The organism is Roseateles amylovorans (genome assembly GCF_025398155.2).
GTDB lineage: Bacteria > Pseudomonadota > Gammaproteobacteria > Burkholderiales > Burkholderiaceae_C > Roseateles > Roseateles amylovorans.
This window is the reverse complement of sequence record NZ_CP104562.2, coordinates 903,963-928,452: the sequence shown is the minus strand read 5'-3', so window position 1 is coordinate 928,452 and position 24,490 is coordinate 903,963. Positions and strand designations below refer to the sequence as shown.

Here is a 24,490-nt window from a genome sequence, read left to right as displayed (position 1 = left end):
CAGGGGTGGCACGGCGCGTGCCCAGTACCTTCATGATCGAAACCGGAGCCACCGCGCCCTTTGAGGCGGGACCGATGGAACGCTTGCAGGCCGCGCTCGCCGACTTGGACGTCGCAGGGCCTGCCCAGCGCCTTCGCACCCTCATTCAGGAGGGCCATGCCGACTTGCCTCCGCCCGGCGGCGGACACACCCTGATGCGTTGGCGTGCGCTGTCCACCGTCGCGGCCCTTGACCTGTCGCTGGTCAAACTGTTTGAGGGCCATACCGATGCGCTGGCCGTGCTGGCGGAAGCCGGACATGCGCCCGTGCAACCGGAAGCCGCCTATGGCATGTGGGCGGCAGAGCCACCTCACGCTCGCGTGCGGTGTCAACGCTCGCCGACCGGCGGCGTGAGCCTGACCGGCACCAAGGCCTGGTGCTCCGGGGCCGCCGGCCTGGACCGCGCCCTGTTGACGGTGTGGGATGAGCAAGGCGGCGGGCCCTGGCTCGCCGATGTGGACCTGTGCCAGGACGGCATCACGATCAACGAGGCCGCCTGGAAGGCGGTCGGCATGTCCGACACCGTGAGCGCGGAAGTCCGGTTCGAGTCGGTGCCGGCACGCCTGATCGGCGATGGCGGTTTTTACCTGTCGCGGCCGGGTTTCTGGCAAGGCGGGATCGGCATCGCCGCGTGTTGGCATGGCGCAGCCGGCGCGGTGGCAGACGCCCTGCTGGCGCAGACCGTCGAAGCCCGCGAGCCAGGCTGGCACCGCTTGCTGGCGCTCGGCCAGATCGACCGGCTGCTCTCGGCCAACGCCGCCTTGCTGCGGGAGGCGGCCGACTGGATCGACCACCATCCCCATGCCGATGCCCAGGACTGGGCCCTGCGCACTCGCGCCGCCAGCGACGAAGCCGCGCAGCAGGTGCTGCGCGCGGCCACCCGGGCCATGGGTGCCGGACCGCTGTGCCTGGATCCCCGCTTTGCCCGCCTGGCGGCGGACCTGCCCGTCTTCATTCGACAAAGCCATGGCGACCGTGACCTGGTTGCCCTGGGCGAACGCGCCCGGCACGCCGCCTCCACCGACACCGCCCGACGAGTGCCCTCCCCATGGACCCTGTGATGCTTCATCCACCGCCGCGCGCCCCCCGTGCCGCCCCTGAACCGCTGCGCGCGCCGCCGTTCACGCCCCGGCCTTCGGTCGACCCGCTCGCCCTGGCCGCCGCCGACGCGTGGGACGAGCCCCTGATCCACGGCGACGGCACGTCCGAGCGCATCTGGCAAGCGTGGGCGCCACTGGCCACGGTCCCGCTGATCGCGCTGGACCAACTGGTTCCGGACGGTCGGCGTGCGGTGGTGGTGGCCCCGCATCCGGACGATGAGGTGCTGGCCTGCGGCGGCTTGCTGTCGATGCTCTCGGCCCGGCAGTTGGCGCGGTCCGACGTCTGGGCAGAGGACGCCCCGCAGGTGCTGATGGTCGGTGTGACCGATGGCGAGGCCAGCCATCCGGGTTCGCGCCACTGGACGGCGGAACGCCTCGCGGTGCAGCGACGTGCCGAGCGTGCGAACGGCCTGCGGCAACTGGGACTGGAGGTGCCTGTCTTTACCGCCGGACTGCCCGACGGCGCCGTGACGGCGAACGAGGACGACCTGGTCATCTATCTGCTCAGCCTGCTGCAACCGGGCGATGTGCTGTTCACCACTTGGCGATCGGACGGCCATCCGGACCATGAGGCCACCGGCCGGGCCTGTGCCCGAGCGGCAGGATTGACCGGTGCCCGTCTGGTGGAAGTCCCGGTATGGACCTGGCATTGGGCCCAGCCCGATGACACGCGCGTCCCTTGGCACCGCCTGCGCCGGCTGCCACTGGATGAACCGGCCCTGCGATGCAAGCGCGCCGCGATCGCGGCGCATCGCAGCCAGTTGGTGGCAGACGGCGGGCGTCCGCCCGTGCTCACCACGACCACGGTGGAGCGTCTGATGCGTCCGTTCGAATTCGTCTTCTCGCCGGAGGCCGACTCATGAGCGCCGCATCCAGGCCTCGGGCCCCTGTCGACGCCACTGTCGATCTGGATGTCGATGTCGATGCCGAGGCCACGCCCACCAGCGCCACGACGGCCAGCGAGTCGGACGCCTCGGCGGCAGCCCAACTGGCTCAGCACTTCGAGACGCTGTTCAGCGCCGAGGGCGACCCTTGGCGCTATCGCACCCGCTGGTATGAACGCCGCAAGCGCGCGCTGACGCTCGCCTGCCTGCCGATGGCTCGTTACGCACAGGCGTTCGAGCCCGCATGCGCCATTGGCGAGCTCAGCGCCGCCCTGGCCGGGCGCTGCGACCGGCTGCTGTCCACCGACGGCAGTGCGGCGGCGGTGGCGATCGCTCGGGAGCGGCTGGCGGACTGCGTGAACGTGCAGGTCGAGCGCGCCACCATGCCCGCGCACTGGCCGAACGAGCGGTTCGACCTGATCGTGCTGAGCGAATTCGGCTACTACCTCGAATCAGACGCGCTGGCTGGCGTGATCGATCGCAGCGCGCGGTCCCTGATGCCGGGCGGCACCATCCTGGCGTGCCACTGGCGCCATGCCGAGGGCGACTATCGGCGGCTCGGTGACGAGGTCCATCGGCTGATGCAGGACGGATTCACCCGCCAACACGGCCTGACCCGGCTGTCACGGCATGAGGAAGCCGACTTCCTGATCGAGGTCTGGAGCGACGATGCCCGCCCGGTGTCGCAACGCGAGGGCCTGCCATCATGATCGGCGTCGTCGTGCCCGCCCACAACGAGGAAGCGCTGATCGCGCGCTGCCTGCTGGCCCTGAAGACAGCGGCGGCCCATCCCGGTCTGTTCGGTGAGACGGTCGAGATCCTGGTGGTGCTCGATGCCTGTGACGACGGGACCGGCGAGGTGGTGCGGGCCCTGGGCGTGCACGGACTCGTGGTGGGCCATCGCAATGTGGGCGCGGCCCGGGCCGAAGGCGCCATGGTCTTGATCGCACGGGGGGCGCGCTGGCTGGCGTTCACCGATGCCGACTCCATCGTGGATCCGGGCTGGCTCGCGCATCAACTGGCGTTGCAGTCAGAAGCGGTGTGCGGCGTGGTGCAGGTGGAGGACTGGAGCGACTTCTCGACGGAAGAGCGGCTGGCCTATGAAGCGCACTATGTGGATGCGGAAGACCATCCGCACATCCACGGCGCCAATCTGGGCGTCTCGGCCACCGCCTATCTGCGGGCGGGCGGCTTCCCGCCGATCCGGCATCGGGAGGATGTGGCGCTGGTCGGCCAGCTGGAAGCGGTCGGCGCCACGATCGCCAGAACCAACACCGTGCGGGTGACCACCAGCCCGCGCCGCGTCGGCCGGGCACCCGACGGGTTTGCCGGCTTCATGAGCCGCCTGCCGGCACGCGCCGAAGCCATGGCCCACCTGCTGCTGCCGATGGCGCCTGGCTTGAAGACCTGAGGACAAACCGATGTCCGATGGCCACGATGGCATGGCCATGCAGCACACGAAATCGTTGCCCGTCCTCGGCGTCGCGCCGCCTGTGGCGGTCGCGCTGGCGTCGTGATGGCGCCGCGCTGGCTCACTTCAGCTTCTCGTCCTCTTCCTGGGCTTCGCGCATGGCCTCGGGTTCCAGCTCCTCGGCATAGCGGTTCATGCGGATGAACACGCCCCAGCCGGCGAGCAACACGCCCACGGCGAGCACCATGGCCGCGGCATGCAGCAGCTCGGTCGAGTCTTCGTGAGCGGCGCGGAAGGTGGCGACCAGCGCCTCGATCGCCAGGGCCACGACCACCACCACCATGAAGCGCGACAGGAAGCGTCGCACTCGCGTCGGGGCGCTGATGTGGGCGCTGCGGATGACTTCTTCCTCGGTGATGGTCTGCGCAATCTGCAGCGCCACCACTGCGGCCGCCAGCACGCCGACGGCTTCGATGACCAATTGAGCCGCCTTGGGGCCGAGGTCCATGTTCAGGACCTCCCAGGCCTCTCGCGCGGAGATCGCCACCAGCAGCAAGGCCAGACAGGCGAACAACGCGGCGAGCACGCCGTGCACCACGGCAAAGCCGCGCAACAGAAAGGGAGCGGCATCGCCGGAGTCATCCTCGGGCGGCGGCTTGGTTCGGGAGATGGGTGCATTCATGGGCCGCAAGGGTAGAACCCGCGGGCGGCGTACGGTGTAGGACCGCGCCGCTTTCTGACCGCCGTGTTGCCCATGACGGCGATGCGCCGCCTGTAGCGACCGTCCCTGCCACGTTGGCCTGTGCTTGACCGTCATGGCACATCGGTAAAACCGACGTAGGCGAAGACCGACAGCACAACGGGCCCCTGACCTGCACCGCCGGTCCGGCGGGCGGCCTACTCTTCGTTCATGCGCTGCTCACCGTTGAGAGGCGCAATAACCAACCCGGAGAGATGTCATGAACAAGGACCAAGTGAAGGGCGCTGTCAAGGACGCCGCTGGCAAGGTGCAACAGAAGACGGGCGAACTCGTCGGCAGCAAGGAACAGCAGGCCAAGGGCCTGGCCAAGCAGGTCGAGGGCAAGACCCAGAAGTCGGTCGGCGACGTGAAGGAAGCCGTCAAGGACGCCGGCAAGTACTGATCGGCCTCAGCCTTCGAAAAGCGCGGCACTGCCGCGCTTTTTTCATGGCCGTGCGCAAGGCGTTGAAGGCGCGGCGATCCACGGTCGAGGATCAGTCCACGTTGCTTTCAAGGAACCGAGGTGCCAGACCGGCGCGCCCGGGATAGAACTGGAAGAACGGACGCGCCTGATCGACAGTGGCGGCGATCGACGGTCTAGCCATCAAGCGTTCGAAATAGGCCGACAGCCTCGGTGCCGATGCGGGAATCGGCAGATAGGTCACCGCATAGAACAGCGAGGGCGCTGCGGCGCAGTCGGCCATGGTGAAGGTGTCTCCGGCGATCCAGGTCTTCCCTTCCAGCTGCTGCTCGATCACCGGGTAGGCTGCGGCCAGCGTTTGCTTGGCGCGCGCCACGGTGAGGGGGTCGCGCTCGGTCTCGCTGCGCAGCAGATCGGAGGTGCAGGCCTGCATCGGCGTCATCACATACTGGTCGAAGAACCGGTCCCACAGGCGCACGGTGAGCGCTGGGTCGACATCGTCCGGAATGAGCGTGCGGCCCGGGGCCGCATGGTGACGCTGCAGATGCTCGATGATGATGCTGCTCTCCGGGATGGGCCGCCCCTGGTCGATCAGCAACGGCATCTTGCCCATGGGCCACAGGGTTTGATAGGCCGCACGTTCGGTGGGATCGCCCAGGTTGAGCCGCTGCAGCGCGACCGAGACGCCCAGTTCGTCCAAAGCGATGAGGACCTTGTGGCAGTAGGACGAGAGCGGGTGATAGTGCAGGGTCAAGGGGGGCATGGGCGTCTCCAGTGCATCTTGGGCGTATCGTCGGTGCGTCGATGCGCGCGCAGAATCCAATACGCTTTGCAGCATCCTTTTGCGCCTTCATTCCTGGGCAGAGTGTGCAGGATCATTGGGAATCCGTTGTCACACAAAGAATGTGATGCCCTTCGCCAGGTGCTGTCGATTTCGTCCCCCGTCGCTCGTCGAGGAAAACGGCAGGTCGTTCTGATCGTCCGCCGAATGGTCAACCCCACAGGAGAGAAGACATGTCCTACATCGATGGTTTCGTGATGGCGGTGCCGACCGCCAACAAGCAGAAGTTCATTGAACACGCGAGTCATTTCGACCATCTATTCATCGAACTGGGCGCCCTGCGCGTGATCGAGAGCTGGGGCAATGACGTGCCGGACGGCAAAGTCACCGACTTCCGCCGCGCGGTCCAGGCCACCGCCGACGAGACCGTGGCCTTCGCATGGGTCGAATGGCCCGACAAGGCCACACGCGATGCCGGCATGAAGAAGATGGCGGAAGACCCCCGCATGGACCCGAACAACCCGGAGAACCCGCCCATCCCCTTCGACGGCAAACGCATGATCTTCGGCGGCTTTGAGCAGGTGCTTGAGGTGAAGGCCTGAACCGTACGCAGGTCTCGACGCGCCGGGGCCACGTCACGGGTTCGGCGCCTTGCATTGCCTTCCAGGATGCGCGCCGCACCGGGATGCGCAAGCCCGCACGCTTCGAAAAACGCCGCCTCGTTTTTTCCATGATTGGCACGCCATGCGCAACCTCCCTGCCCCGTCCAGGCATCGCTCTGCCGCAGACTCCAGCCACGCCGTCGACGCGTTCATGGCGGATTTGACGCACGCCTGCAAGCCTGAAGTGCAGGCACTGAGAGCGGTGATCCTGGGCGCCGATCCGTCGATCGAGGAAGGGGTGAAATGGAATGCCCCGAGCTTTCGAACGACGGAGTACTTCGCCACCCTGCACCTGCGCGCCAAGGACCGCGTGGGGCTGATTCTTCATCTCGGCGCCAAGGTGCGAGAAGCTTCGACGGCTGTCGACATCCAGGATCCGGACCATGTGCTGAAGTGGCTGGCCAAGGACCGCGCCATGATCGAGTACGCCAGTGTGTCGGAGATCGAGGCGCACGCGGCGTCACTGAGGGTGTTGCTGTCCCAGTGGATCCGTCATGTCTGAGGTCCATGCTTAACCCTGTCTCCCACGCTGGAACACGCGTTGCCGCATCTCCAAGGTCGGCAGTCCTGCCGATATCAACTCAGGAGACCACCATGTCGCAACAGAACAATTCGGATCGGAACAACCGCCCGGACAGCAGCAGTTCGCAGCGCAACCAAGTGGGATCGCAGGATCAGAAGTCCGGTCAGCCACAGCAGCAGAACCCTTCCACCCAGCAACACCAGCAAAACCCGCAGCGTACGCCCGGGCAGCAACAAGGCTCGGGATCGCAGGGGCAGCCCGGCCAGCAAAGCCAGCAGGGATCGCACTCTCCCGGCCAGCAGCAGCAAGGCGGCCAGCAGCGCCCGGACAACAGCAAGGGCCGTGGTGAGGCGTCACAGGACGGTGGGAAGGATCAGCGCGATCGCTGATCGTTGATCGCTGATCGCTGATCGCTAGTTAAGGGCCGGAGCATCGTCCGACGCTGCTCCGCCGTTCCCTCACGAAAGACCCGGTTACGCCCGGGTCTTTTCATTGAGGAATGAATCGCGAGGATCCACGCCAGCCGATCGGGCGCCAACGGGCTGCCGACAGATCTACAAAATACCGACCGGCGCCGGTGCGGCGGCTGCCCAGTCGACAGCCTGCTGCCACGTCGGCGGCACGCAGCCTTGGGCCTGCACGCACAGGCTGGCGCTGGCCACCGCGTGTTGCAGCGCCTGCTCGGCATCCTGAATGGACAGCTCGTTGAGGAACATCGCCATGCTCGCCGTGCCCGCGAGTTGCGCCTGACGCAGCAGGTGCGCCTGAAGGCCTGCCAGGAAACAGTCGCCCGCACCCACGGTGTCCACGACGGTCAAGGACCGCGTCTCCTTGGCGAAGCAGGCCGTGCCGTTGCGGTGCAGCAGCCAGGCACCGTCCGGTCCCAGCGTCAACGCCAGCAGCACCGCTTGGGGATGCGAGGCCAACAGATGCCGCGCACGGCCCAAGGCGTCTTCGCCCGGGACGCCCAGGTGGTCGAGGTCCTCGTCACTGACCTTTATCACATGCGCCAGCGCCAGCGCGGCATGCACCGCGACACGGTAGTCCGGCAGATCCGGCATCACCGACGGACGCAGGTTGGCGTCCACCACCACGCAGCGACCCGCCGCCCGCTGCGCCTGCAGCCACGGCAGGTAGATGCGGGTATCGCGGGCATCCAGCGCCAGCGCGCCAGTGCACACAAGTTGCAGTTGAGGCAGCGCGGCGCAGGCCTGACCCAGGCCCATCGCCGAGATCGCGCGGTCCGCCACGCCCTCGCGGTAGAAGGCGTAGTCCGGATGGCCGTTCGCATCCAGGTTGACCACGGCCAGCGAGGTGACCTGCTGCACCGCCTCCGGCTGCGCGAGCTGCACCCCGTCGGCCACCAGTTGCGCATGCAGCTCGCGACCCAGTCGATCGCGCGACAGCGGGTTGAGGTATTGCGTGCCCACCCCCTGGCGCGACAGCGCCCGGCTGAGGTTGTAGAGCGCGCCGCCCAGGCACGGCAAATAGCTGCCATCCGGCCGACGGATCAGATCGATCAGCGCCTCGCCGGCGACGGCGGCAGTGATCTCAGGGGCAGGTGCGGCGGCGGGATTCACGGAGAGGTCGGCGACGGTCATGGTGACAAGGGGATCAGACGAATGAGAAACGAGGGCGCTGCAGGCGACGGGGCGTGATCAGAAGGCCCTGGCCATCGCCGCCATCGCAGCGCTACTTGAGGCCGAAGCGGCCGGCCGCCTGCTTGCGGTATTCGGTGGGCGTCATGCCCTTGATGTCCAGAAAGCGGCGGTTGAAGTTGGCGATGTTGTTGAAGCCGACGTCGTAGGCGATCAGGGTGACATAGCGTTCGGTGTCCTGCAGCAATTGGCAGGCGCGATTGACCCGGACCAGGTTCACGAAATCAGTGAAGGTGTTGCCGGTGGCACGCCGGAAGAATCTCGAGAAGCGGCTCTCGGTCATGCCGAGTTCCTGCGCCAGCTCCGCAGCCGACAGCGGCGACGCCAGATGCTCGGTAATGCGGCTGACGATCGCATTGATCTGCGCCAGCTGGGTGTCGCTGTCTTCACTTTGCAGTTGAGCGCTGGACAGCAGTCGGAAATCGGTGGACCGGGCCAGTTCGCCCATCCAGTCGCAGAAGGCGCCGAATCGCGCCAGGCCCTGGCAGGACTTGATGCGGCGCCAGTGCGCGGTGGCCTGCGCCTGCATGCCGAAGAACTCGATGCCGTGACGCGCACGCTCAAGCAAGGGCATCACTTCCCGCATCTCCGGAATGCCCTCGCAGGCACTGGCCAGCGGCGCATGCGGAAACTGCACCACCAGGTCGCGCTCGGCATAACCCGCCTCCGGCACATCCATGCTGATCCAGTTGTGCGGCAGGCGCGGCCCCGTCAGCACCAGTTGACCGGGCTGGAACTGCCCGATCCAGTCGCCCACGAACACCTTGCCGGAGGAGGCGGTGATCAGATGCAGCTCGTATTCATCGTGATAGTGCCAACGCGCCAGCGGCGTCGGGAAACCATGTGAGAGACAACGGATGAATCCGGCCGATTCCGGTGGCTCATAGCCCAGCTCGGGCGAGCGGGAATAGGCATGCTCCAACTCGGGCTTGGTCTGGCGCGGCAGGGCATGAGGCGTGGACATGGCGACGAACTCCTGAACAGCGGAATGCAGACGCAGCGGCGGTGCGGACACAACGGGAACTGGCCAAAGGGCCTGGGGCGACCTTCCATCGGCCCACTATCGGCCCTCTATCGGCCCTCTATCGACTTTCTATCGGCCTTCAGACGGTCACCCGTCGCGATTCAGCCCGCCCGACCCGACGCATGCTGCGCCACGAATCCTGCCACCTTTTCGCTGGCCGCCCGCAAGCCCTGAACCAGTCGGGGATCTCCGGCCAATTCGCCCCACAGCACCGGATCGGCGGCGAACGCAGCGACCGGATCGGCGGCCTCGCAGATCGCATGCGCGGCCGCTGGGTCCATGGCCTGATCCTGGTAGGTGTAGGGAATCTGACCCGCATGCCAGCGCTGCAGATAGGCCAGGAACAGGGCCGGCAACACCGCCACGCTGGCAATGGACTCGCCCCGCGCCAGGCGCTCGCGCACCGTCGGCGCGATGAAGCCGGGAATCTTGCTGAAGCCGTCCATCGCCACCCGCTGATTGGTGTCCTCGATCGCGGGATTGCCGAAGCGCTCCAGCACCACGTCCCGATAGGCCGCCAGATCGAGGGGGCTGGGCGACAGCACCGGGATGGTGTCGTCGGTCACATAGTCGTAGGCCAGTTGGCGGATGGCCGGGTCGTGCGTGCCTTCATGGATGAAGCGATAGCCGACCAGCGTGCCCGCCCACGCAATGCAGCTGTGGGTGGCATTGAGCAGGCGGATCTTCGCCTCCTCATACGGTGCAACCGACTCGACCAGTTCCGCGCCCACCCGCGCCCAGTCGGGACGACCATTCGCGAAGCGGTCTTCGATCACCCATTGAATGAAGCTCTCGCCCATGAGGGCCGCCGGATCCGTGCGTCCGGTCGCCGTCAGCACGCGGGCGGCGACCTCGGGCGTCGGGCGGGGCGTGATGCGGTCCACCATCGCGTTGGGGCTGGTGGTGTGGGCCTCGATCCAGGCGGCCAGGGCGTCGTCGCCCAGGGCGCGGACGAACTGCAACAGCCCGCCGCGCGAGCGATCGCCGTTGTGGCGCAGGTTGTCGCAGTTCAGCAGTGTGAGCGCACCCGCACCGGCCTGCATGCGCGCACGCAGCAAGGTGGTGAGCGCCCCATAGAGGGTGCTGCCGGCGCGGCCGTCGCGCAACGCCTGCAGATCGGCCTGCAGATCGGGCGCGGCGGCCCAGTCCAGCTGATGGCGGCTGTCCAGGTAGTAGCCCGCCTCGGTGACGGTGAAGGAGATGATGCGGGTGCTGGGCCGCACCGCGATCTCGATCAGGCCCGCCAGATCCGGCGTGTGGCTCACCACGGTGCGGATCGATTCGATCCAGGTGTAGCGGCGCTCGCCTTGCGCGCTGACCGTCTCCAGCGTGTAGGCCCCGCCCTGGGCCTGCAGCGCGGCGATGGTCTCCGGCATGTCCGGCCGCAGATTGCCGCCCGCCAGCACCCAGCGGGTGTCGCCGAGCGCATGCAGCTCATGCAGATAGACCGCCTGGTGGGCCCGGTGGAAGGAACCCAGTCCGAGATGCAGGATGGTGAGGGTGTCTTGAGCGGTGGTCATGGCGGGTCGGAAAACAGGGAATGCGGGAAGCGACGGATCGGAAGCGACCCAGGTCGCTGCCGATCGCCGGGAAGCGGTGGTGAGGTAGTGCGGTGGTGCGGTGGTGCGCCGTCGATCAGGAGACGGCACGCTGTGCGTGCACCACGCGGCCGGCGCTGTCGAACCAGTGGGCGGCGTCGGTCGCAACATTGAGCGAGACGTCGTCGCCCGGTTGCAGCCCGGTGCGCTCACTCATCCGGGCCACCAACTGGGCGCCTTCCAGCGTGCGCACATACAGCAGGGTTTCAGCGCCCAGGGACTCGACCAGCGAGACCTGTCCGGCGATCGCGCCCTGCCCCTTCGGCATCACGCTCACCGCCTCCGGACGCAGCCCGATGGCGCCGCCCGCTGCGGCCTGCGGGCCGAGCTGCTGCACCGCATCGGGCAGTTGCAGGCTGGGCACCACATTCATCTGCGGCGTGCCGATGAACTGGGCCACGAACTGATTGGCCGGACGGTCGTAGAGCTCCAGCGGCGTGCCGACCTGCTCGATCTGACCGTCGCGCAGCACGACCACGCGGTCGGCCAGGGTCATGGCCTCGACCTGGTCATGGGTCACATAGATGGTGGTGGCGCCGAGGTCGCGGTGCAGCTTGGCGATCTCCACCCGGGTCTGGCCGCGCAGCGCGGCATCCAGGTTGGACAGCGGCTCGTCAAACAGGAAGACCTTCGGCGCACGCACGATGGCGCGGCCGATCGCCACCCGCTGACGCTGACCGCCGGACAGTTCCTTGGGGGTGCGCTTCAGGTAGGCGGTGAGGTTGAGGATATCGGCCGCACGCTCCACCTTTTCGCGAATGACCGCCGGATCCACCTTGGCGAGCTTGAGCGCGAAGCTCATGTTCTCGTAGACGCTCATGTGGGGATACAGCGCATAGCTCTGGAACACCATCGCCAGGTCGCGTTTGCTGGAAGGCTGCTCGGTGATGTCGCGGCCGTCGAGCCTCAGCGTGCCGCCGTCGATCTCCTCCAGGCCGGCAATCAGGCGCAGAAGCGTGGATTTGCCGCAGCCCGAGGGCCCGACGAAGACGATGAACTCGCCCTTCTCGATGGTGAGGTCGATGCCCTTGATGGCGCGATGCTGGGCAAAGAATTTTTCGATGCCGCGCAGTTCAAGATAGGCCATGGTGGTGACTCCTGAGATCGTGCGGTGATGACGCGATCACCTGGGAACATTGAGATGCCGGGACCGGTCGACGCAAACCGTCGTGAGGTCGGCACGTGGTGACGTGGAAAGAGATCGGCAAGGTGCGACGGGATGCCACGGGATGCGACGGAACGAGGCCAGGCCCTACTTGACCGCGCCGAAGGTCAAGCCCTGGACCAACTGCTTCTGACTGAACCATCCAAACACCACGATGGGCGCGATGGCCATGAGGGACGCCGCGGACAACTTGGCCCAGAACAGTCCTTCCGGACTGGAATACGAGGCGATCAACGTGGCCAAGGTCCCTGCCTTCGCGGCGCTGAGGTTGAGGCTCCAGAACGCCTCGTTCCAGGACAGCACCAGGCACAGCAGACCGGTGGAGGCAATGCCGCCCATGCCCAGCGGCAGCAGCACCAGACGCACCTCCTGCCAGAGCGTGGTGCCATCCATGCGGGCGGCTTCCAGGATCTCGGGCGGGATGTCCTTGAAGTGCGAATACAGCATCCACACCATGATGGGCAGGTTGGACATCGCAAACACGATGATGAGCGCCAGCTGGGTGTCCAGCAGATGGCTCTTCTGCGCCAGGACATAGATCGGCACCAGCGCGCCCACCGCCGGCATCATCTTGGTGGAGAGCATCCACATCAGGATGTCCCGGGTGAACTTGCCGCGATGAAACGCCATCGCATAAGCCGCGGGCGCGGCCAGCAGCAGCCCCAGCACCGTGGACAGCACGCTGGTGATGACCGAGTTCTTCGCATAGAGCAGGTAGTCGCTGCGTTCCTGCACCTCGTGGAAGTTCTCGAGGGTCGGCGCGAAGATCAGTTGCGGCGGCACCGCAATGGCCTGCAGCTCGGTCTTGAAGGCGGTGAGGAACAGCCAGGCCAGCGGGAAGAACAGCAGCAAGGCCACCGCCCAGGCTGCCACGGTGCGCAGGGCCAGGGCCGGAGAGAACGCGGAACGGCGTCGTGAGGTCATTCGGTGCGCTCCTTATTTGTCGAGGTTCTTGCCGACCAGGCGGATGAGGAACAGCGAGGCCACATTGGCCAGCACCACCGCGAACAGCGCACCGGCCGAGGCCACGCCGGCATCGAAGTTCAACAGCGCCTGCTTGAAGATCAGGAAGGTGACGTTGGTGCTGGCATCGCCCGGCCCGCCGGCGGTGGTCGTGTAGATCTCCGCAAACACGCCGAGCAGGAAGATCATTTCGATCATCACCACCACCGCGATCGAGCGGCCCAGATGCGGCAGGTACAGGTAGCGCAGCTGCTGGAGGTAGGTGGCGCCGTCCATGCGGGCGGCTTCGAGCTGCTCGGTGTCCATGCTCTGCAGCGCGGTCATGAAGATCAGCGTGGCAAATGGCAGCCACTGCCAGGCCACCATCACGATCACCGAGAACAGCGGATGGTCGGTGAGCCAGTCCACCGGCTGCGCGCCGAAGAAGATCCACACCTGGGCGAGCACGCCGTAGATGGGGTTCATCATCATGTTCTTCCACAGCAGCGCATTGACCGTGGGCATGACGAAGAACGGCGAGATCAACAGCACCCGCACGATGCCGCGTCCAGGGAAGGGTTCGTGGATCAGCAGCGCGATGGCCACGCCCAGCACCACGGTGACCAGGATCACGCTGCCCAGCAACAGCAGGGTGTTGACCACGGCGGCGCCGAAGGACGGATCGGTCACGAAGAACTCGAAGTTCTCCAGCCCGGCAAAGCCGGTCTGATCCGGCTGCATCAGGTTGTAGCGGATCAGCGAGAAATAGATCGTCATCCCGAGCGGCACGATCATCCAGAGGAAGAGCGTTCCGATCGCGGGTGCGAGCAGCAGTCGTGGAATCAAGCGTTTCATCGAGGTTCCCAAGCGGGAGGATCCAGGCGGCGAGTCATCCGATGCCGCGGGCGCGGCTGGCGCCGACGCACGGCCTGAGTCGCCCGAGTGAGCGGCGCCGGCATCGCCAGGCAGCGGCACGGGCAGCGGCACGGGCAGTGGCGCAACTCATCGGCGCATGTCATCGGCTCATTCATCGCTCCTCGGCCGCGGCCCGCACACCGGCCTCCGCAGCCGCCGGGCGAGCACCGCGCCGCCGTGCGCCGGCGCGGTGGGCCGATGGCGTGGGCCTTACTTGTAGTAGCCGCCCTTGCGCATTTCCCGGTCGGCCGTCACCTGGCCGGCCTTGAGCGCAGCGTCGACGGTGGTGCGGCCGGCCAGGGCCGAGCTCATCTGCTGGCCCACGGCAATGCCGATGGCCTGGAACTCCGGAATGGCGGCGAACTGCACGCCCACATACGGGCTCTTGGGCAGGGTGGAATCGGTCGGATTGGCCGAGTCGATCGCGGTCTTCTCCGCGGCGGCAAAGCGCGCGGCCTTCTGGAATTCCGGATTGGCGTAGGTGCTCTTGCGGGTGCCGGTGGGCACATTCGCCCAGCCGTTGGTCTTGGCCACCAGTTGGATGTAGTCCTTGCTGGTGGACCAGCTGATGAACTTCTGGGCCGCCGCCACCTTCTTGGAGCCGGCGGGAATCGCCAGGTTCCAGGACCACAGCCAGTTCGCGCCCTTGGGGGTGTTCATCGTCGGCGCCTGGGCGAAGGCCATCTGCGCCGCCACCTTGGACTGCTTCGGATCAGAGACGAAGGACGCCGCGATGGTGGCATCCACCCACATGCCGCACTTGCCGGAGTTGGTCAGCGCCAGGATCTCGTTGAAGCTGTTGGCCGACGATCCGGGCGGGCCGTAGTTCTTGAGCAGGTCCACATAGAAGCTCACCGCCTCCTTCCAGGGCTTGGACTCGAGCTGTGGCTTCCACTGCATGTCGAACCACTGGCCGCCGAAGGTGTTGACCAGCGTGGTGATGAAGGCCATGTTGTCGCCCCAGCCCGGCTTGCCGCGCAGGCAGATGCCGTACACGCCGTTCTTGGGATCATGGATCTTGGAAGCCAGGTCCTTGATCTGCGGCCAGGTCGGGCGCTCCGGCACCTGCACGCCGGCCTTGTCGGCCAGGTCCTTGCGGTACATGAGCATCGAGCTCTCGGCATAGAACGGCGCGGCAAAGAGCTTGCCGTCCATCGACAGGCCGCTGCGCACCGCGGGCAGCAGGTCGTCCACGTCATAGGCCGCATCGGTCTTGAGTTCCTGCAGCCAGCCCTTCTTGCTCCAGATCGGCGCTTCGTACAGGCCGATGGTCATCACGTCGAACTGCCCGCCCTTGGTGGCGATGTCGGTGGTCACGCGCTGACGCAGCACGCCCTCTTCCAGCGTGACCCACTTGAGCTTGATGTCGGGATTGGCCTGCTCGAAATGCTTGCCGAGCTTTTGCATCTCGATCATGTGGCCGTTGTTGACGGTGGCAATCACCAGCTCGGTCTGGGCCTGGGCCAGGCCGCCGAACGACAGGGCCACAGCGGCAGCCGCCGCAGCCAGGCGGACTGGCGCAACAAGAAGGGAAGCAGGCATCGAAGTCTCCGGTTTGTAGGTATGAGGTTCAACGCCCGGGATGCGCAGGCATTGAGGCTCTGAACGATACCGATCCGGAAATTCCGGGTTGGTACCTGATGGGCGACCGACGATACTCTTTTGCATCACCAGCCTAGTGTTAATACCTAAACGGTATCAATTTCGTACGCACGCGGGGGCAATTTCCAGGCCGCGCGACGCTGCCCCGGGCGGCAGAGCGCACACCGAGGGGTCAGGACGTGCCGCCATGTCTGCCGGCAGGCGGTTGCGAAGTCGCGGGCGCGCTGAGCGAGCGGCAGTCGCCCATGGCCCTCCGTGGGGCATCTGCCCAACGGGACGCACAGGTATCGCCTCGGTGCCACGGTCACTGCGTCACTGCGTCACGGCCGCCCGGCCCGTGCGGCGCTCAGGACACGGCAGGGGACGCTGGAGGCATGGGCGGCGCTTCGGTGGGCCCGGCCGACGGTCCCTCGGCAGGCCCCAGGGTCGACGCAGCGGCCGGCTCCACCACCTGCCGCAGATTCACATCCAACTGACTGAACGGAATCGTGATGCCGGCTTCGCCGAAGGCCTCCAGCACCCGCGCGAGCAGACCGCTGCGAACGGTCATCCATTGATCGAAATCGCAGGTCCACACCCGCAGCGAGAAGTCCAGCGAGCTGGTGCCGGTACCGATGAACAGCGCGGCAGGTGGCGGGTCCTCGGCCACGCCGGCGGTGGTGCGCGCCACCGCATCCAGCGTGGTCAGCACCTGCGCCACATCGGAGCCGAAGCTCACGCTGATCGGCACCTCGATGCGCCGATGACGATCGAACATGGTCCAGTTCTTGAGGTTGCCCGCCAGCAGCGCGCCGTTGGGCACCACGACATCGGCGCCGTCGGCGGTGCGCAGCACCGTCGCCCGCAGACCGATGTGGCGCACACGGCCCAGGATGTCCCCGATCTCGATCATGTCGCCGGGCTGGATGGGACGCTCGAACATCAGCACCAGGCCGGACACGAAGTTGCTGACGATGCCCTGCAGCCCGAAGCCGATGCCGACCCCCAGCGCCCCGAACACCAGGGCCAGTTGACTGACCTTGAACCCGGCGGCCGACAGTGCCACCATGAAACCCAGCATCAACACCGCGTAGTAGCTGAGCGACGCGATGCTGTTGCCGGCCCCGCGGGGCAATGCGGGGTTGTCGTTGAGCCGGTTCCGCAGCAGGCCGCGCACCAGGCGCGCGCTGACGTAGGCCAGCAGCACCGATAACGCAAACACCAGCAGGTCGCCCAGGCTGATCGAGATCTCCCCCACCTCGAAGCGGTGCCCCAGCACCGCCTCCACCGCCGACTGCACCGGCCGCAGCAGCCGCAGCACGCTGGCCGCATAGATCAGCCAGCCGACCTTGGCCGCGAATTGAAGCCCCCGGCCCAGCAGCTTGCCCACCTGCCCGGCATGGGTCCGCCACAACGGAGATCGGGAGGCCGATGCCGCTGCGGGGCCCATCACCAGCTGCAACAACGCCAGCAGCAGCGACTGCGCCAGATGAAGCAGCAGGCCGAGGTAGGCCAGGTCGAACACGCCGTTGATCAGCGTCTGGCCCAAGGTGACATGACCGCTGATCTGCGCCAGCGCCCCGGCGCCCAGCATCGCGACGGCGCTCCAGCCCAAGGCGCGCCAGGCGGGGGACAAGGGCCCCACGCCGAGCAGCGGCCCGGCATGGACGGTGCACAGCCAGTACACCAGCCAAGCCAGGGCCAGGATCGACAGACCGAGCAGCAGCACCCGGTAGAGCAGGGCGTTGTCCAACGCCAGCAGGCAGAGCCACTTCAGCGCGTAGAGCATGACCACGATCTGGGGCATCGGCGACCAGTCCTTGAGCGAACTGACCGGGAACAGCCGCAGCGCAGGGACGAGGGCGATCACGACCGCAAGCTCCCGGGTCATCAGCGGCGCATCGGTGCGCAGCGGCAGGGTCACCAGCATGCCCAGCAGCACCCAGGCCGACAGCGGACGGCTCAGCAACCGGCCGGGCCGCAAGGATGACGACGGCACGTGACCGGTCGCCCCGTCGACCGGTGGCATCGCGGAGGGCGCCGATGCGGTCAGGGCCGCGTCGCGCCTGGATCGCCGGGCGGCCCACAGCATCAGGATCAGCAGCGACACCTGCAGCACGGTCGTGGCCTGAATCTTGAGGGTGGAAACGGCCAGGTAGTCCGCCGCGAAACTGGACTCCAGGTCCAGGCCCGACTCCGAGACTTCCGTGGCCGATGCGGCCGATGCAGCCGAAGCACGCGGCACCGCCGCCGAGGCCCACAACGGCGGCAGGTCGCGTTGAAACAGACGTTGGTCGGCCACCCCGATCACTTCCCCGACCGCATCGCGGCCGGTCTGGATACGGCCGGCCAATTCGCGGGCTTCCTGTCCCAGGGCAATCTGCCGGGCCAGCCGGGGCGACACGCCTTGTTCGGCCTCGGCCAGGTCGGCCAGCAGCGCGGCAATGCGATCGGCCAATGCGGCCGGCAGCTGCGTCTGCGCGGCCAGGGTGGCCTCCCACTGCAGACGAATCCGGTTCAGCACGGTGGCGTCCTCGGCCAACGGGGCCAGATGGCGCACGGCCTCCGCCTGCCACTGCTGGAAGCGTCGCTCGTCCAGGGCCCAGTACCGGTCCAGGCTTTCGAGGCGAATCACCGGCAGCTGTCGGATCTCGTCCGGGGTGTAGGTGCGGCGCTTGTCCTCCACCGACTTCGACAGCACCGCCAGACCCTCGGTCAAACCGTCCGACACGTCCGACCGGGTCAGTTGGCGACGGATGCGATCGATGACCCATTGGTCCCGGTCGGCCCGGGACAGGATGTCGGCCAGCGGGACAGGCACGGCCGATGCCGCCGTGGAGGTCGCGACGCTGGAAGACGCGGCGAGGGGCACCCCATGGGCCGTTGAGGCGGAGGTCGACGTCGACGCCGCCACCGCGATGCCCGCAGGCAGCCACAGGCCGATCAGCAGCAGGGTCACGAAGGACATCTCAACGAACCATCGCCACCCTCCGAGCCCAGTCTGCGGACACGCTCGCCACCGCGGTGCTGGTTGGCCGTCGTCGGCATCCTCCGTCATCGTCCTTGCCTCCTTCGCTGCGGATTCCCTCGCACTATAGGGAAGTGGACCGGGCTGAACAGTTGACAGGTGACCACCTTGCCAGCGGCGATTCCGTATGGACCGGGACCGATCACGTCCACCGCCGTTCAACCGATCGATTCTGCGGCGGGGGCAACCGCCTGTTGCATTCGTTTCGCTGCGGTTGTCGCTGAAACGTGGGAAACGGTGAAACCGCTTTCAGAAACCGGGACAGAATCCGCCGCAGTTCAGTACGCGCTGCATCACGCTGCTGCCGCTGCCGTGCGATTCGGCAGGCAGCGCTGGGCGCAACCCCCGGCCCCTGCGGCCGTTCCATCACCACCAAAGGATCGCGCCGTGAGCCTGCCTCTGTCTTTTAACCGTCATCTCCTGGTCGCCGCCCTGGCCCTGTGCGGCCTGTCCGAAATGGCTGCCGCACAGACCAAGGTCGTGGGCTATATCCCCTCCTACAAGGGTCTGCGTGCGGTCGCGGACAAGACCGACCTGACCAAGCTGACCCATCTGAACCTCGCCTTCGCCAATCCCGCGCCCGGCGGCAGCTTCCTGAACGGGGGCAATCCGTCCTGCATGGAATCGGCCACCGGCGCGGACATCAGCTATGTGGTGCAGAAGGCGCATGCAGCCGGCGTGAAGGTGCTGGTGTCCCTGGCCGGCGGTGTGATTCCCGCCTGCTCCGGCGATTGGCAGAGCCTGCTGCAGCCCGGCTCCCGCGCGGCGGTGGTCAACAGCCTGACCCAGTTCGTCAACACCTACGGCCTGGACGGCGTGGATGTGGACCTGGAAGGCGCGCTGCTCACCGCCATCGACCGGGCCGGCAACTACACGCCCTTCATCCAGAACCTGCGCAGTGCGCTGCCGGGCAAGCTGATCACCGCGGCCACCGCCACCTATGAGGGCGGGATGATCCCGGTCTCCTCGCTGCCCTCGTTCGACTTCGTGACCATCATGGCCTATGACGCGGTGGGCCCGGGCTGGGGTCAGGTCGGCACCGAGCAGTCGCCCTATTCGCTGGCACAGAGCAACATCGCCACCTGGCAGGCCCGCGGCCTGACCAAGGACAAGCTGGTGCTGGGCGTGCCGTTCTACGGCTACGGCTTCAACGGTTATGCGGCTTCCTACGGCTTCGCAGACATCGTCAATCAATTCGGCGCAGCCGCGGTGCAGAAGGACCTGATCGGCACGCTGTGCGCCACCTGTGGCTATGTGACCTACAACGGCATCCCGACGATCAAGGCCAAGACCCGGCTGGCCCTGCAGCAGGGCTCGGGCGTGATGATCTGGGAACTGTCGCAGGACGCGACCGGCGCCAACAGCCTGCTGTCGGCGATCCGCTCGGAGATCGGCAGCCCGCCGCCGGCCGGCGTGGCCACCGTCTATCAGGACTGCAACTACGGCGGCTATGCGGTGGGTCTCAATGAAGGCCGCTACACGACCGCGCAACTCCAGACGCTGGGTGTGCGCAACAACGACCTGTCGTCGCTCAAGGCCAATGCCGGCTATCAGGTCACGCTCTATGACAGCGACAACTTCACCGGCCGCAGCGTGGTGAAGAGCGGCAATGCCGGCTGTCTGGTGGACGATGCGTTCAATGACCAGGCCAGCTCGGCGGTGGTGTCCAAGATCTCGTCGTCCTGGACCCTGCAGGTCGAGGCCGAGAGCTACAGCAACCAGAGCGGCGTGCAGACCGAAGCCAGCACCGAAGGCGGCGCCAATGTGGGCTGGATCGATGCCGGCGACTGGATGGTCTACGGCAACATCAATTTCCCGAGCAGCGGCACCTATCGGGTCGAGTACCGGGTGGCCAGCCCGAGCGGTGCCTCGCTGTCGCTGGACCTCAACGGCGGCGCCATCCAGCTCGGACGGGCCAGCATTGCGGCCACCGGCGGCTGGCAGAACTGGACCACCGCATCGCACACGGTGACGATCAATGCCGGCACCTACAACGTCGGCATCTATGCGCCGGTCGGCGGATGGAATCTGAACTGGATCCGCTTCACGAAGCTGTGACAGCGGGGGCGAGCCAACGCGCGCCTGTCGGGTCGCCGGGTCCGTGGCCGGCCCGGCTGGCGCCCTGCAGGCCGCGCTGATCGAAGCGCAGCCGCACCCTCGCCGCGACACGCTTTGTCAGGCGCTGGACAAGGCCGCAGCGACGCCGCCGACGCGCTCGCAGGGAACGCCACTTGCCCGAAGGGGACACCTCGTTCCCCGAGAGCATGCCCATGTCCAGCGTCCTTGCGCCGACCCCGTCTCCCGCCCCCTGGCTCGCCCGCATCCTCGGCGGTGTGCTGCTGGTGGCCGGCTTTGTGCTGCTGGCTGCCGGCGGCTGGTTGGCTTCCGTCGGCGGCAGCTGGTATTACGCGCTGACCGGTCTGGCCTGGGCCGTGATCGGCGCGCTGATGTGGGGCCGACTGCGGGAAGCGGTCTACGTCTACGCGGCCTGTTTCATCGCCAGCCTGGCGTGGAGCCTCTGGGAGGTCGGCCTGGACTGGTGGCCGCTGGCGGCGCGCATGGGCGTGCCCTTCATCATCGGCGCGGTGCTGTTGGTGCTGATGCCAACGATGCGCCGCCATCTGCCGCTGGACGATCCCCGGCGCGTCGCCCTGCGCAGCCCGCCGGCCGTGGTGCTCATGGTGTCGATGGCGGCCTTTGCTGCGGTGGCGCTGGTGTCCTGGACCCGCGACCTGCATGCGATCGAAGGATCGATGCAGGATGCGGCCCCCGCGTCGGCCTCCCGCCCCACCGCCGCGGCCTCCGCCACCGGGGCGGAAGTACCCGACGGGGAATGGCACGCCTACGGCCGCACCGCCGCCGGACAGCGCTATTCACCGCTCACGCAGATCACGGCGGCGAATGTCGGCGACCTGAAACTGGCCTGGGAGTTCCACACCGGCGACAAGCGCGGTCAGCCGGGCGATCCGAAGGAGACGACCTTCGAGGTCACGCCGCTGAAGATCGGCGAGCGACTGTTTCTCTGCACCCCGCACCAGCAGGTGCTGGCGCTGGAGGCCACCACCGGGCGCGAGCTGTGGCGCTACGACCCGCAGGTACGCGGTGAACTCGCGCTGCAGCATCTGACCTGCCGCGGTCTGTCCTATCAGCCACCGTCCGGTGCCGCCCAGGCCCCTGACACGACCAGCGCGGCCAGCGCCGCCAGCGCCACCGATGCGACGGCCGGTGCCACAGCCAGTACCGGCGCCTGTGCCGCCAAGCTGTTCATGCCCACCGCCGATGGTCGGCTGATCGCCTTGGATCCCGCCACTGGCAAGACCTGCCCCGCCTTCGGACGCAACGGTGCGGTGGACCTGTGGGCCGGCATGCCCAATGTGAAGCCCGGTGCGTATTACGCCACCTCGCCGGTGGTGGTGACCCGCCAGCGGGTGATCGTCGGCGGCACGGTGCTGGACAACGCCTCCACCAAGGAGCAGTCGGGTGTGATCCGCGCCTACGACATCCAGACCGGTGCGCTGGTGTGGAACTGGGATTCAGCCAATCCGGACGCCACCGCGCCGCTGGCCGCCGGACAGACCTACACGCCCAATTCGCCGAACAGCTGGTCGGTGGCCAGCGTGGATGAAACGCTGGGACTGGTCTATCTCCCGATGGGCAACCAGCCGCCCGACCAATGGGGCGGCAAGCGCTCGCCGGCCGTGGAGAAGCACTCGTCGTCCGTGGTGGCCCTGGAGCTGGCGACCGGCCGGGCCAAGTGGGTGTTCCAGACGGTCCACCATGACCTGTGGGATTACGACGTGCCGTCGCAGCCGGTGCTGGTGGATCTGACGGTGAAGGGCCAGCGGGTGCCGGCCCTGGTGCAGCCCACCAAGCAGGGCGAGCTGTTCGTGCTGGACCGCCGCGATGGCACGCCGGTGTTCCCGGTCACCGAGACACCCGCCCCGCAAGGCGCCGCGGCGGGCGACTTCACCGCGCCCACGCAGCCGGTCTCCGCCATCTCCTTCAATCCGCCGGCGCTGAAGGAACGGGACATGTGGGGCGTGACGATGTTCGACCAACTCTGGTGCCGCATCGCCTTTCACCAGCTGCGCTACGAGGGCCGATTCACGCCGCCGTCCACCCAGGGGTCGATCATCAATCCCGGCAACTTCGGCGTCTTCAACTGGGGCAGCATCGCGGTGGATCCGGTGCGCGGACTGGCCTTCACCACGCCGGCCGTGCTGGCCTTCACCTCGACGCTGGTCCCCCGGCCCGACGCGACCACCCAGCTGGTGCAGGACGACGGCCCGCCCACGGGCGCCCTGCCCGCGCTCAATGAGAACTTCGGTGCGCCGTTCGCGGCCCGGATGAAGCCGTTCACCTCGCCGCTGGGCATTCCGTGCCAGGCGCCGCCCTGGGGCACGGTGGCCGGCGTGGACCTGAACAACGGCCGGGTGGTGTGGCGCCATCGCAATGGCACGGTGCGCGACCTCTCGCCGGTGCCGGTGCCGATCAAGCTGGGCGTGCCCAGCCTGGGCGGCCCGCTGATGACGGCCGGCGGCGTGGCCTTCCTGTCGGGCAGCATGGACGACTATGTGCGTGCCTACGACGTCAACAACGGCCGCCAGATCTGGCAGGACCGCCTGCCCGCCGGCGGCCAGGCCACGCCGATGTCCTACCTCGGTGCCGACGGTCGTCAGTACCTTCTGGTCGTGGCCGGCGGACATGGCTCCACCGGCACCCGGCCCGGTGATTCGGTACGGGCCTATGCACTGGAGAAGCGCTGAACCTTGAGGAATGCGCTTGTCGGCCTGACGCCTGACGCCTGACGCTGGGTGTGCCTGGCCCGGCGCAGGTTGCCGTCAGCGGCTGGCCACGGCGCGGCCGCCGATCGACTCGATCACGCGGCGCGTGATGCCGAGGTGATCTCGCTCACGGCGCCTTCGGCGCCTGAGCGGCGGCATCACGCGCGGTCCCACGCGCCGCATCACGCGCGGCCTCGATCCAACCGTCGAACACGGCCTGGTGGGCGCGAATCCAGCCTTCCACATGCCGCTCGATATCCCGTGGCTTGTCGGCGCCTTCGGTCATGCGCTGGTTCTGCGCATTGATGTCGGCGATCGGCAGCGTCATCAGCTCGAAGAGCTTGCCGGCGGCGGGATGCTGCTCGACGAAGGCGCGGTTGGCGACGATCTGCTCACGGTCCGCCTGGAAGCCGTAGTCCCGACCGTTGGGCAGTTGGGTCTCGCTCACCTGACCCGCTGGCGCGGGCACCTGCAGCCACACGACATCCCGCCCGGGCCGCAGCACCGCGCTGACCCAGTAGGGCGTCCAGGTGTAGTAGAGGATGGGCAGCCCCTGCTTGAAGCGCGCCATCGCGTCCGCCATCAGCGCCGCATAGCTGCCCTGGCGGTGGGTGACCTGGGCGCGCAGCTGCAAGCCGTCCAGATGATGTTCGATCGCCATCTCGCAGCCCCAGCCGGGGTTGCAGCCGGTGAGATCGGCCTTGCCATCGCCGTCGGTATCAAACAGCTTGGCGATCTCGGGATCCTTCAACTGGTCGAGACGGGAGATGCCGTAGCGCTCGGCCGTGCGCCGATCGATGAGATAACCCTGCACCGCACCTTCCGCCAGGCTGCCACGGCGGACCAGCCGGGCATCGCCGCCGCTGTGGCGGTAGAAGTCCGCATGCAGCCGATGCCAATGGTTGGCCATGAAGGTGGCATCCCCGTTGGCAATCGCCAGATGCTCGGTGGCGGGCTCGAGGTCCTTCATCGGCAGCACGGTGTAGCCCAGCTTTTCCAGGGCCCGCGACACCAGCAAGGTCTGGAACGCCTCTTCCGCCAATGAACTCTTGAGCGGCTGGACCGTCACCCCGGCCCCGGGCGCGGTCTGCGCCCTCAGTGGCACCGCGGCACAGACGGCCGCCACGCTCAGCAGCAGGGCGCGGACGGGGCGAGAGAGGGATGGGTAGCGCAACAACGCCTTCATCATGGTGTGGATTCCTTCGACATGGATGACCGTGTACTGACCCGGCACC

21 protein-coding genes are annotated in these 24,490 nt (G+C 67.3%); 10 read left to right on the top strand and 11 right to left on the bottom strand.

Translation table 11 applies throughout. From position 1 onward, the window contains the following. The first annotated feature begins 74 nt into the window (after positions 1–74). Genes N4261_RS04105 through N4261_RS04090 form a run of 4 tightly spaced genes read left to right on the top strand, consistent with a single transcriptional unit; the run spans position 75 to position 3,434 of the window. Entirely contained in the window at positions 75–1,100 is a 1,026-nt protein-coding gene (locus N4261_RS04105) for an acyl-CoA dehydrogenase family protein (RefSeq protein WP_261758948.1), read from the top strand. Further along, the gene (locus N4261_RS04100; protein WP_261758947.1) at positions 1,088–2,002 is read left to right on the top strand and encodes a PIG-L deacetylase family protein; all 915 of its coding nucleotides are present in this window, start codon (positions 1,088–1,090) and stop codon (positions 2,000–2,002) included. The genes N4261_RS04105 and N4261_RS04100 overlap by 13 nt, the downstream gene beginning before the upstream one ends. Beyond that, positions 1,999–2,733: a class I SAM-dependent DNA methyltransferase gene (locus tag N4261_RS04095; RefSeq protein WP_261758946.1), complete on the top strand. Its 735-nt coding sequence runs from the start codon at positions 1,999–2,001 to the stop codon at positions 2,731–2,733. Before N4261_RS04100 ends, N4261_RS04095 begins: the two co-directional genes overlap by 4 nt. After that, entirely contained in the window at positions 2,730–3,434 is a 705-nt protein-coding gene (locus N4261_RS04090; protein WP_261758945.1) for a glycosyltransferase family 2 protein, read from the top strand. Before N4261_RS04095 ends, N4261_RS04090 begins: the two co-directional genes overlap by 4 nt. Before the next feature lie 121 nt (positions 3,435–3,555). Here N4261_RS04090 and N4261_RS04085 read toward each other — a convergent pair whose 3' ends face one another. Continuing rightward, positions 3,556–4,116, bottom strand: a complete 561-nt coding sequence (locus tag N4261_RS04085) for a hypothetical protein (RefSeq protein WP_435532000.1) — start codon at positions 4,114–4,116, stop codon at positions 3,556–3,558. 277 nt (positions 4,117–4,393) lie between these two features. On the opposite strand from N4261_RS04085, the gene N4261_RS04080 reads away from it, so the two are divergent. After that, complete coding sequence (locus N4261_RS04080; protein WP_261758944.1) at positions 4,394–4,576, top strand: CsbD family protein; 183 nt, start codon at positions 4,394–4,396, stop codon at positions 4,574–4,576. Between the two features lie 91 nt (positions 4,577–4,667). On the opposite strand, the gene N4261_RS04075 is transcribed toward N4261_RS04080, so the two are convergent. Beyond that, entirely contained in the window at positions 4,668–5,357 is a 690-nt protein-coding gene (locus tag N4261_RS04075) for a glutathione S-transferase family protein (RefSeq protein WP_261758943.1), read from the bottom strand. 251 nt (positions 5,358–5,608) lie between these two features. Between N4261_RS04075 and N4261_RS04070 the strand changes: the two genes are divergently transcribed. The 3 genes from N4261_RS04070 (at position 5,609) to N4261_RS04060 (ending at position 6,949) form a co-directional block, all read left to right on the top strand. Beyond that, the gene (locus tag N4261_RS04070) at positions 5,609–5,977 is read left to right on the top strand and encodes a DUF1428 domain-containing protein (RefSeq protein ID WP_261758942.1); all 369 of its coding nucleotides are present in this window, start codon (positions 5,609–5,611) and stop codon (positions 5,975–5,977) included. 211 nt (positions 5,978–6,188) lie between these two features. Beyond that, a complete protein-coding gene (locus N4261_RS04065) occupies positions 6,189–6,539 on the top strand; it encodes a DUF1801 domain-containing protein (RefSeq protein ID WP_261758941.1) in 351 nt (116 codons plus the stop codon). 92 nt (positions 6,540–6,631) lie between these two features. Then, positions 6,632–6,949 (top strand): hypothetical protein, encoded by a 318-nt coding sequence (locus N4261_RS04060; RefSeq protein ID WP_261758940.1) that lies wholly within the window; start codon positions 6,632–6,634, stop codon positions 6,947–6,949. A gap of 165 nt (positions 6,950–7,114) precedes the next feature. Here N4261_RS04060 and N4261_RS04055 read toward each other — a convergent pair whose 3' ends face one another. The 8 genes from N4261_RS04055 to N4261_RS04020 form a co-directional block, all read right to left on the bottom strand. Further along, positions 7,115–8,161 carry a PfkB family carbohydrate kinase gene (locus N4261_RS04055; RefSeq protein ID WP_261758939.1) on the bottom strand — a complete coding sequence of 349 codons (1,047 nt, stop codon included), beginning with the start codon at positions 8,159–8,161 and terminating at the stop codon, positions 7,115–7,117. 91 nt (positions 8,162–8,252) lie between these two features. Beyond that, a complete protein-coding gene (locus N4261_RS04050; RefSeq protein ID WP_261758938.1) occupies positions 8,253–9,182 on the bottom strand; it encodes an AraC family transcriptional regulator in 930 nt (309 codons plus the stop codon). 161 nt (positions 9,183–9,343) lie between these two features. After that, positions 9,344–10,762 (bottom strand): D-arabinitol 4-dehydrogenase, encoded by a 1,419-nt coding sequence (gene dalD / locus N4261_RS04045; protein WP_261758937.1) that lies wholly within the window; start codon positions 10,760–10,762, stop codon positions 9,344–9,346. 115 nt (positions 10,763–10,877) lie between these two features. Further along, positions 10,878–11,927, bottom strand: coding sequence for an ABC transporter ATP-binding protein (locus N4261_RS04040; protein ID WP_261758936.1), 1,050 nt, complete (start codon positions 11,925–11,927; stop codon positions 10,878–10,880). A 165-nt stretch (positions 11,928–12,092) separates the two neighbouring features. Beyond that, positions 12,093–12,929 carry a carbohydrate ABC transporter permease gene (locus tag N4261_RS04035; RefSeq protein ID WP_261758935.1) on the bottom strand — a complete coding sequence of 279 codons (837 nt, stop codon included), beginning with the start codon at positions 12,927–12,929 and terminating at the stop codon, positions 12,093–12,095. Positions 12,930–12,941: 12 nt separating this feature from the next. Beyond that, positions 12,942–13,802 (bottom strand): carbohydrate ABC transporter permease, encoded by an 861-nt coding sequence (locus tag N4261_RS04030; RefSeq protein ID WP_261758934.1) that lies wholly within the window; start codon positions 13,800–13,802, stop codon positions 12,942–12,944. 270 nt (positions 13,803–14,072) lie between these two features. Next, positions 14,073–15,404, bottom strand: a complete 1,332-nt coding sequence (locus N4261_RS04025; RefSeq protein WP_261758933.1) for an ABC transporter substrate-binding protein — start codon at positions 15,402–15,404, stop codon at positions 14,073–14,075. A 406-nt stretch (positions 15,405–15,810) separates the two neighbouring features. Then, the gene (locus N4261_RS04020) at positions 15,811–18,411 is read right to left on the bottom strand and encodes a mechanosensitive ion channel family protein (RefSeq protein ID WP_261758932.1); all 2,601 of its coding nucleotides are present in this window, start codon (positions 18,409–18,411) and stop codon (positions 15,811–15,813) included. A gap of 447 nt (positions 18,412–18,858) precedes the next feature. Here N4261_RS04020 and N4261_RS04015 point away from each other — a divergent pair, with 447 nt between their 5' ends. Both N4261_RS04015 and N4261_RS04010 read left to right on the top strand, forming a co-directional pair. Beyond that, positions 18,859–20,529, top strand: a complete 1,671-nt coding sequence (locus N4261_RS04015; RefSeq protein WP_261758931.1) for a carbohydrate-binding protein — start codon at positions 18,859–18,861, stop codon at positions 20,527–20,529. Positions 20,530–20,741: 212 nt separating this feature from the next. Next, positions 20,742–23,237 carry a membrane-bound PQQ-dependent dehydrogenase, glucose/quinate/shikimate family gene (locus N4261_RS04010; RefSeq protein WP_261758930.1) on the top strand — a complete coding sequence of 832 codons (2,496 nt, stop codon included), beginning with the start codon at positions 20,742–20,744 and terminating at the stop codon, positions 23,235–23,237. 145 nt (positions 23,238–23,382) lie between these two features. Here N4261_RS04010 and proX read toward each other — a convergent pair whose 3' ends face one another. Continuing rightward, entirely contained in the window at positions 23,383–24,441 is a 1,059-nt protein-coding gene (gene proX / locus N4261_RS04005) for a glycine betaine/L-proline ABC transporter substrate-binding protein ProX (RefSeq protein ID WP_435532050.1), read from the bottom strand. Positions 24,442–24,490: the final 49 nt, after the last annotated feature.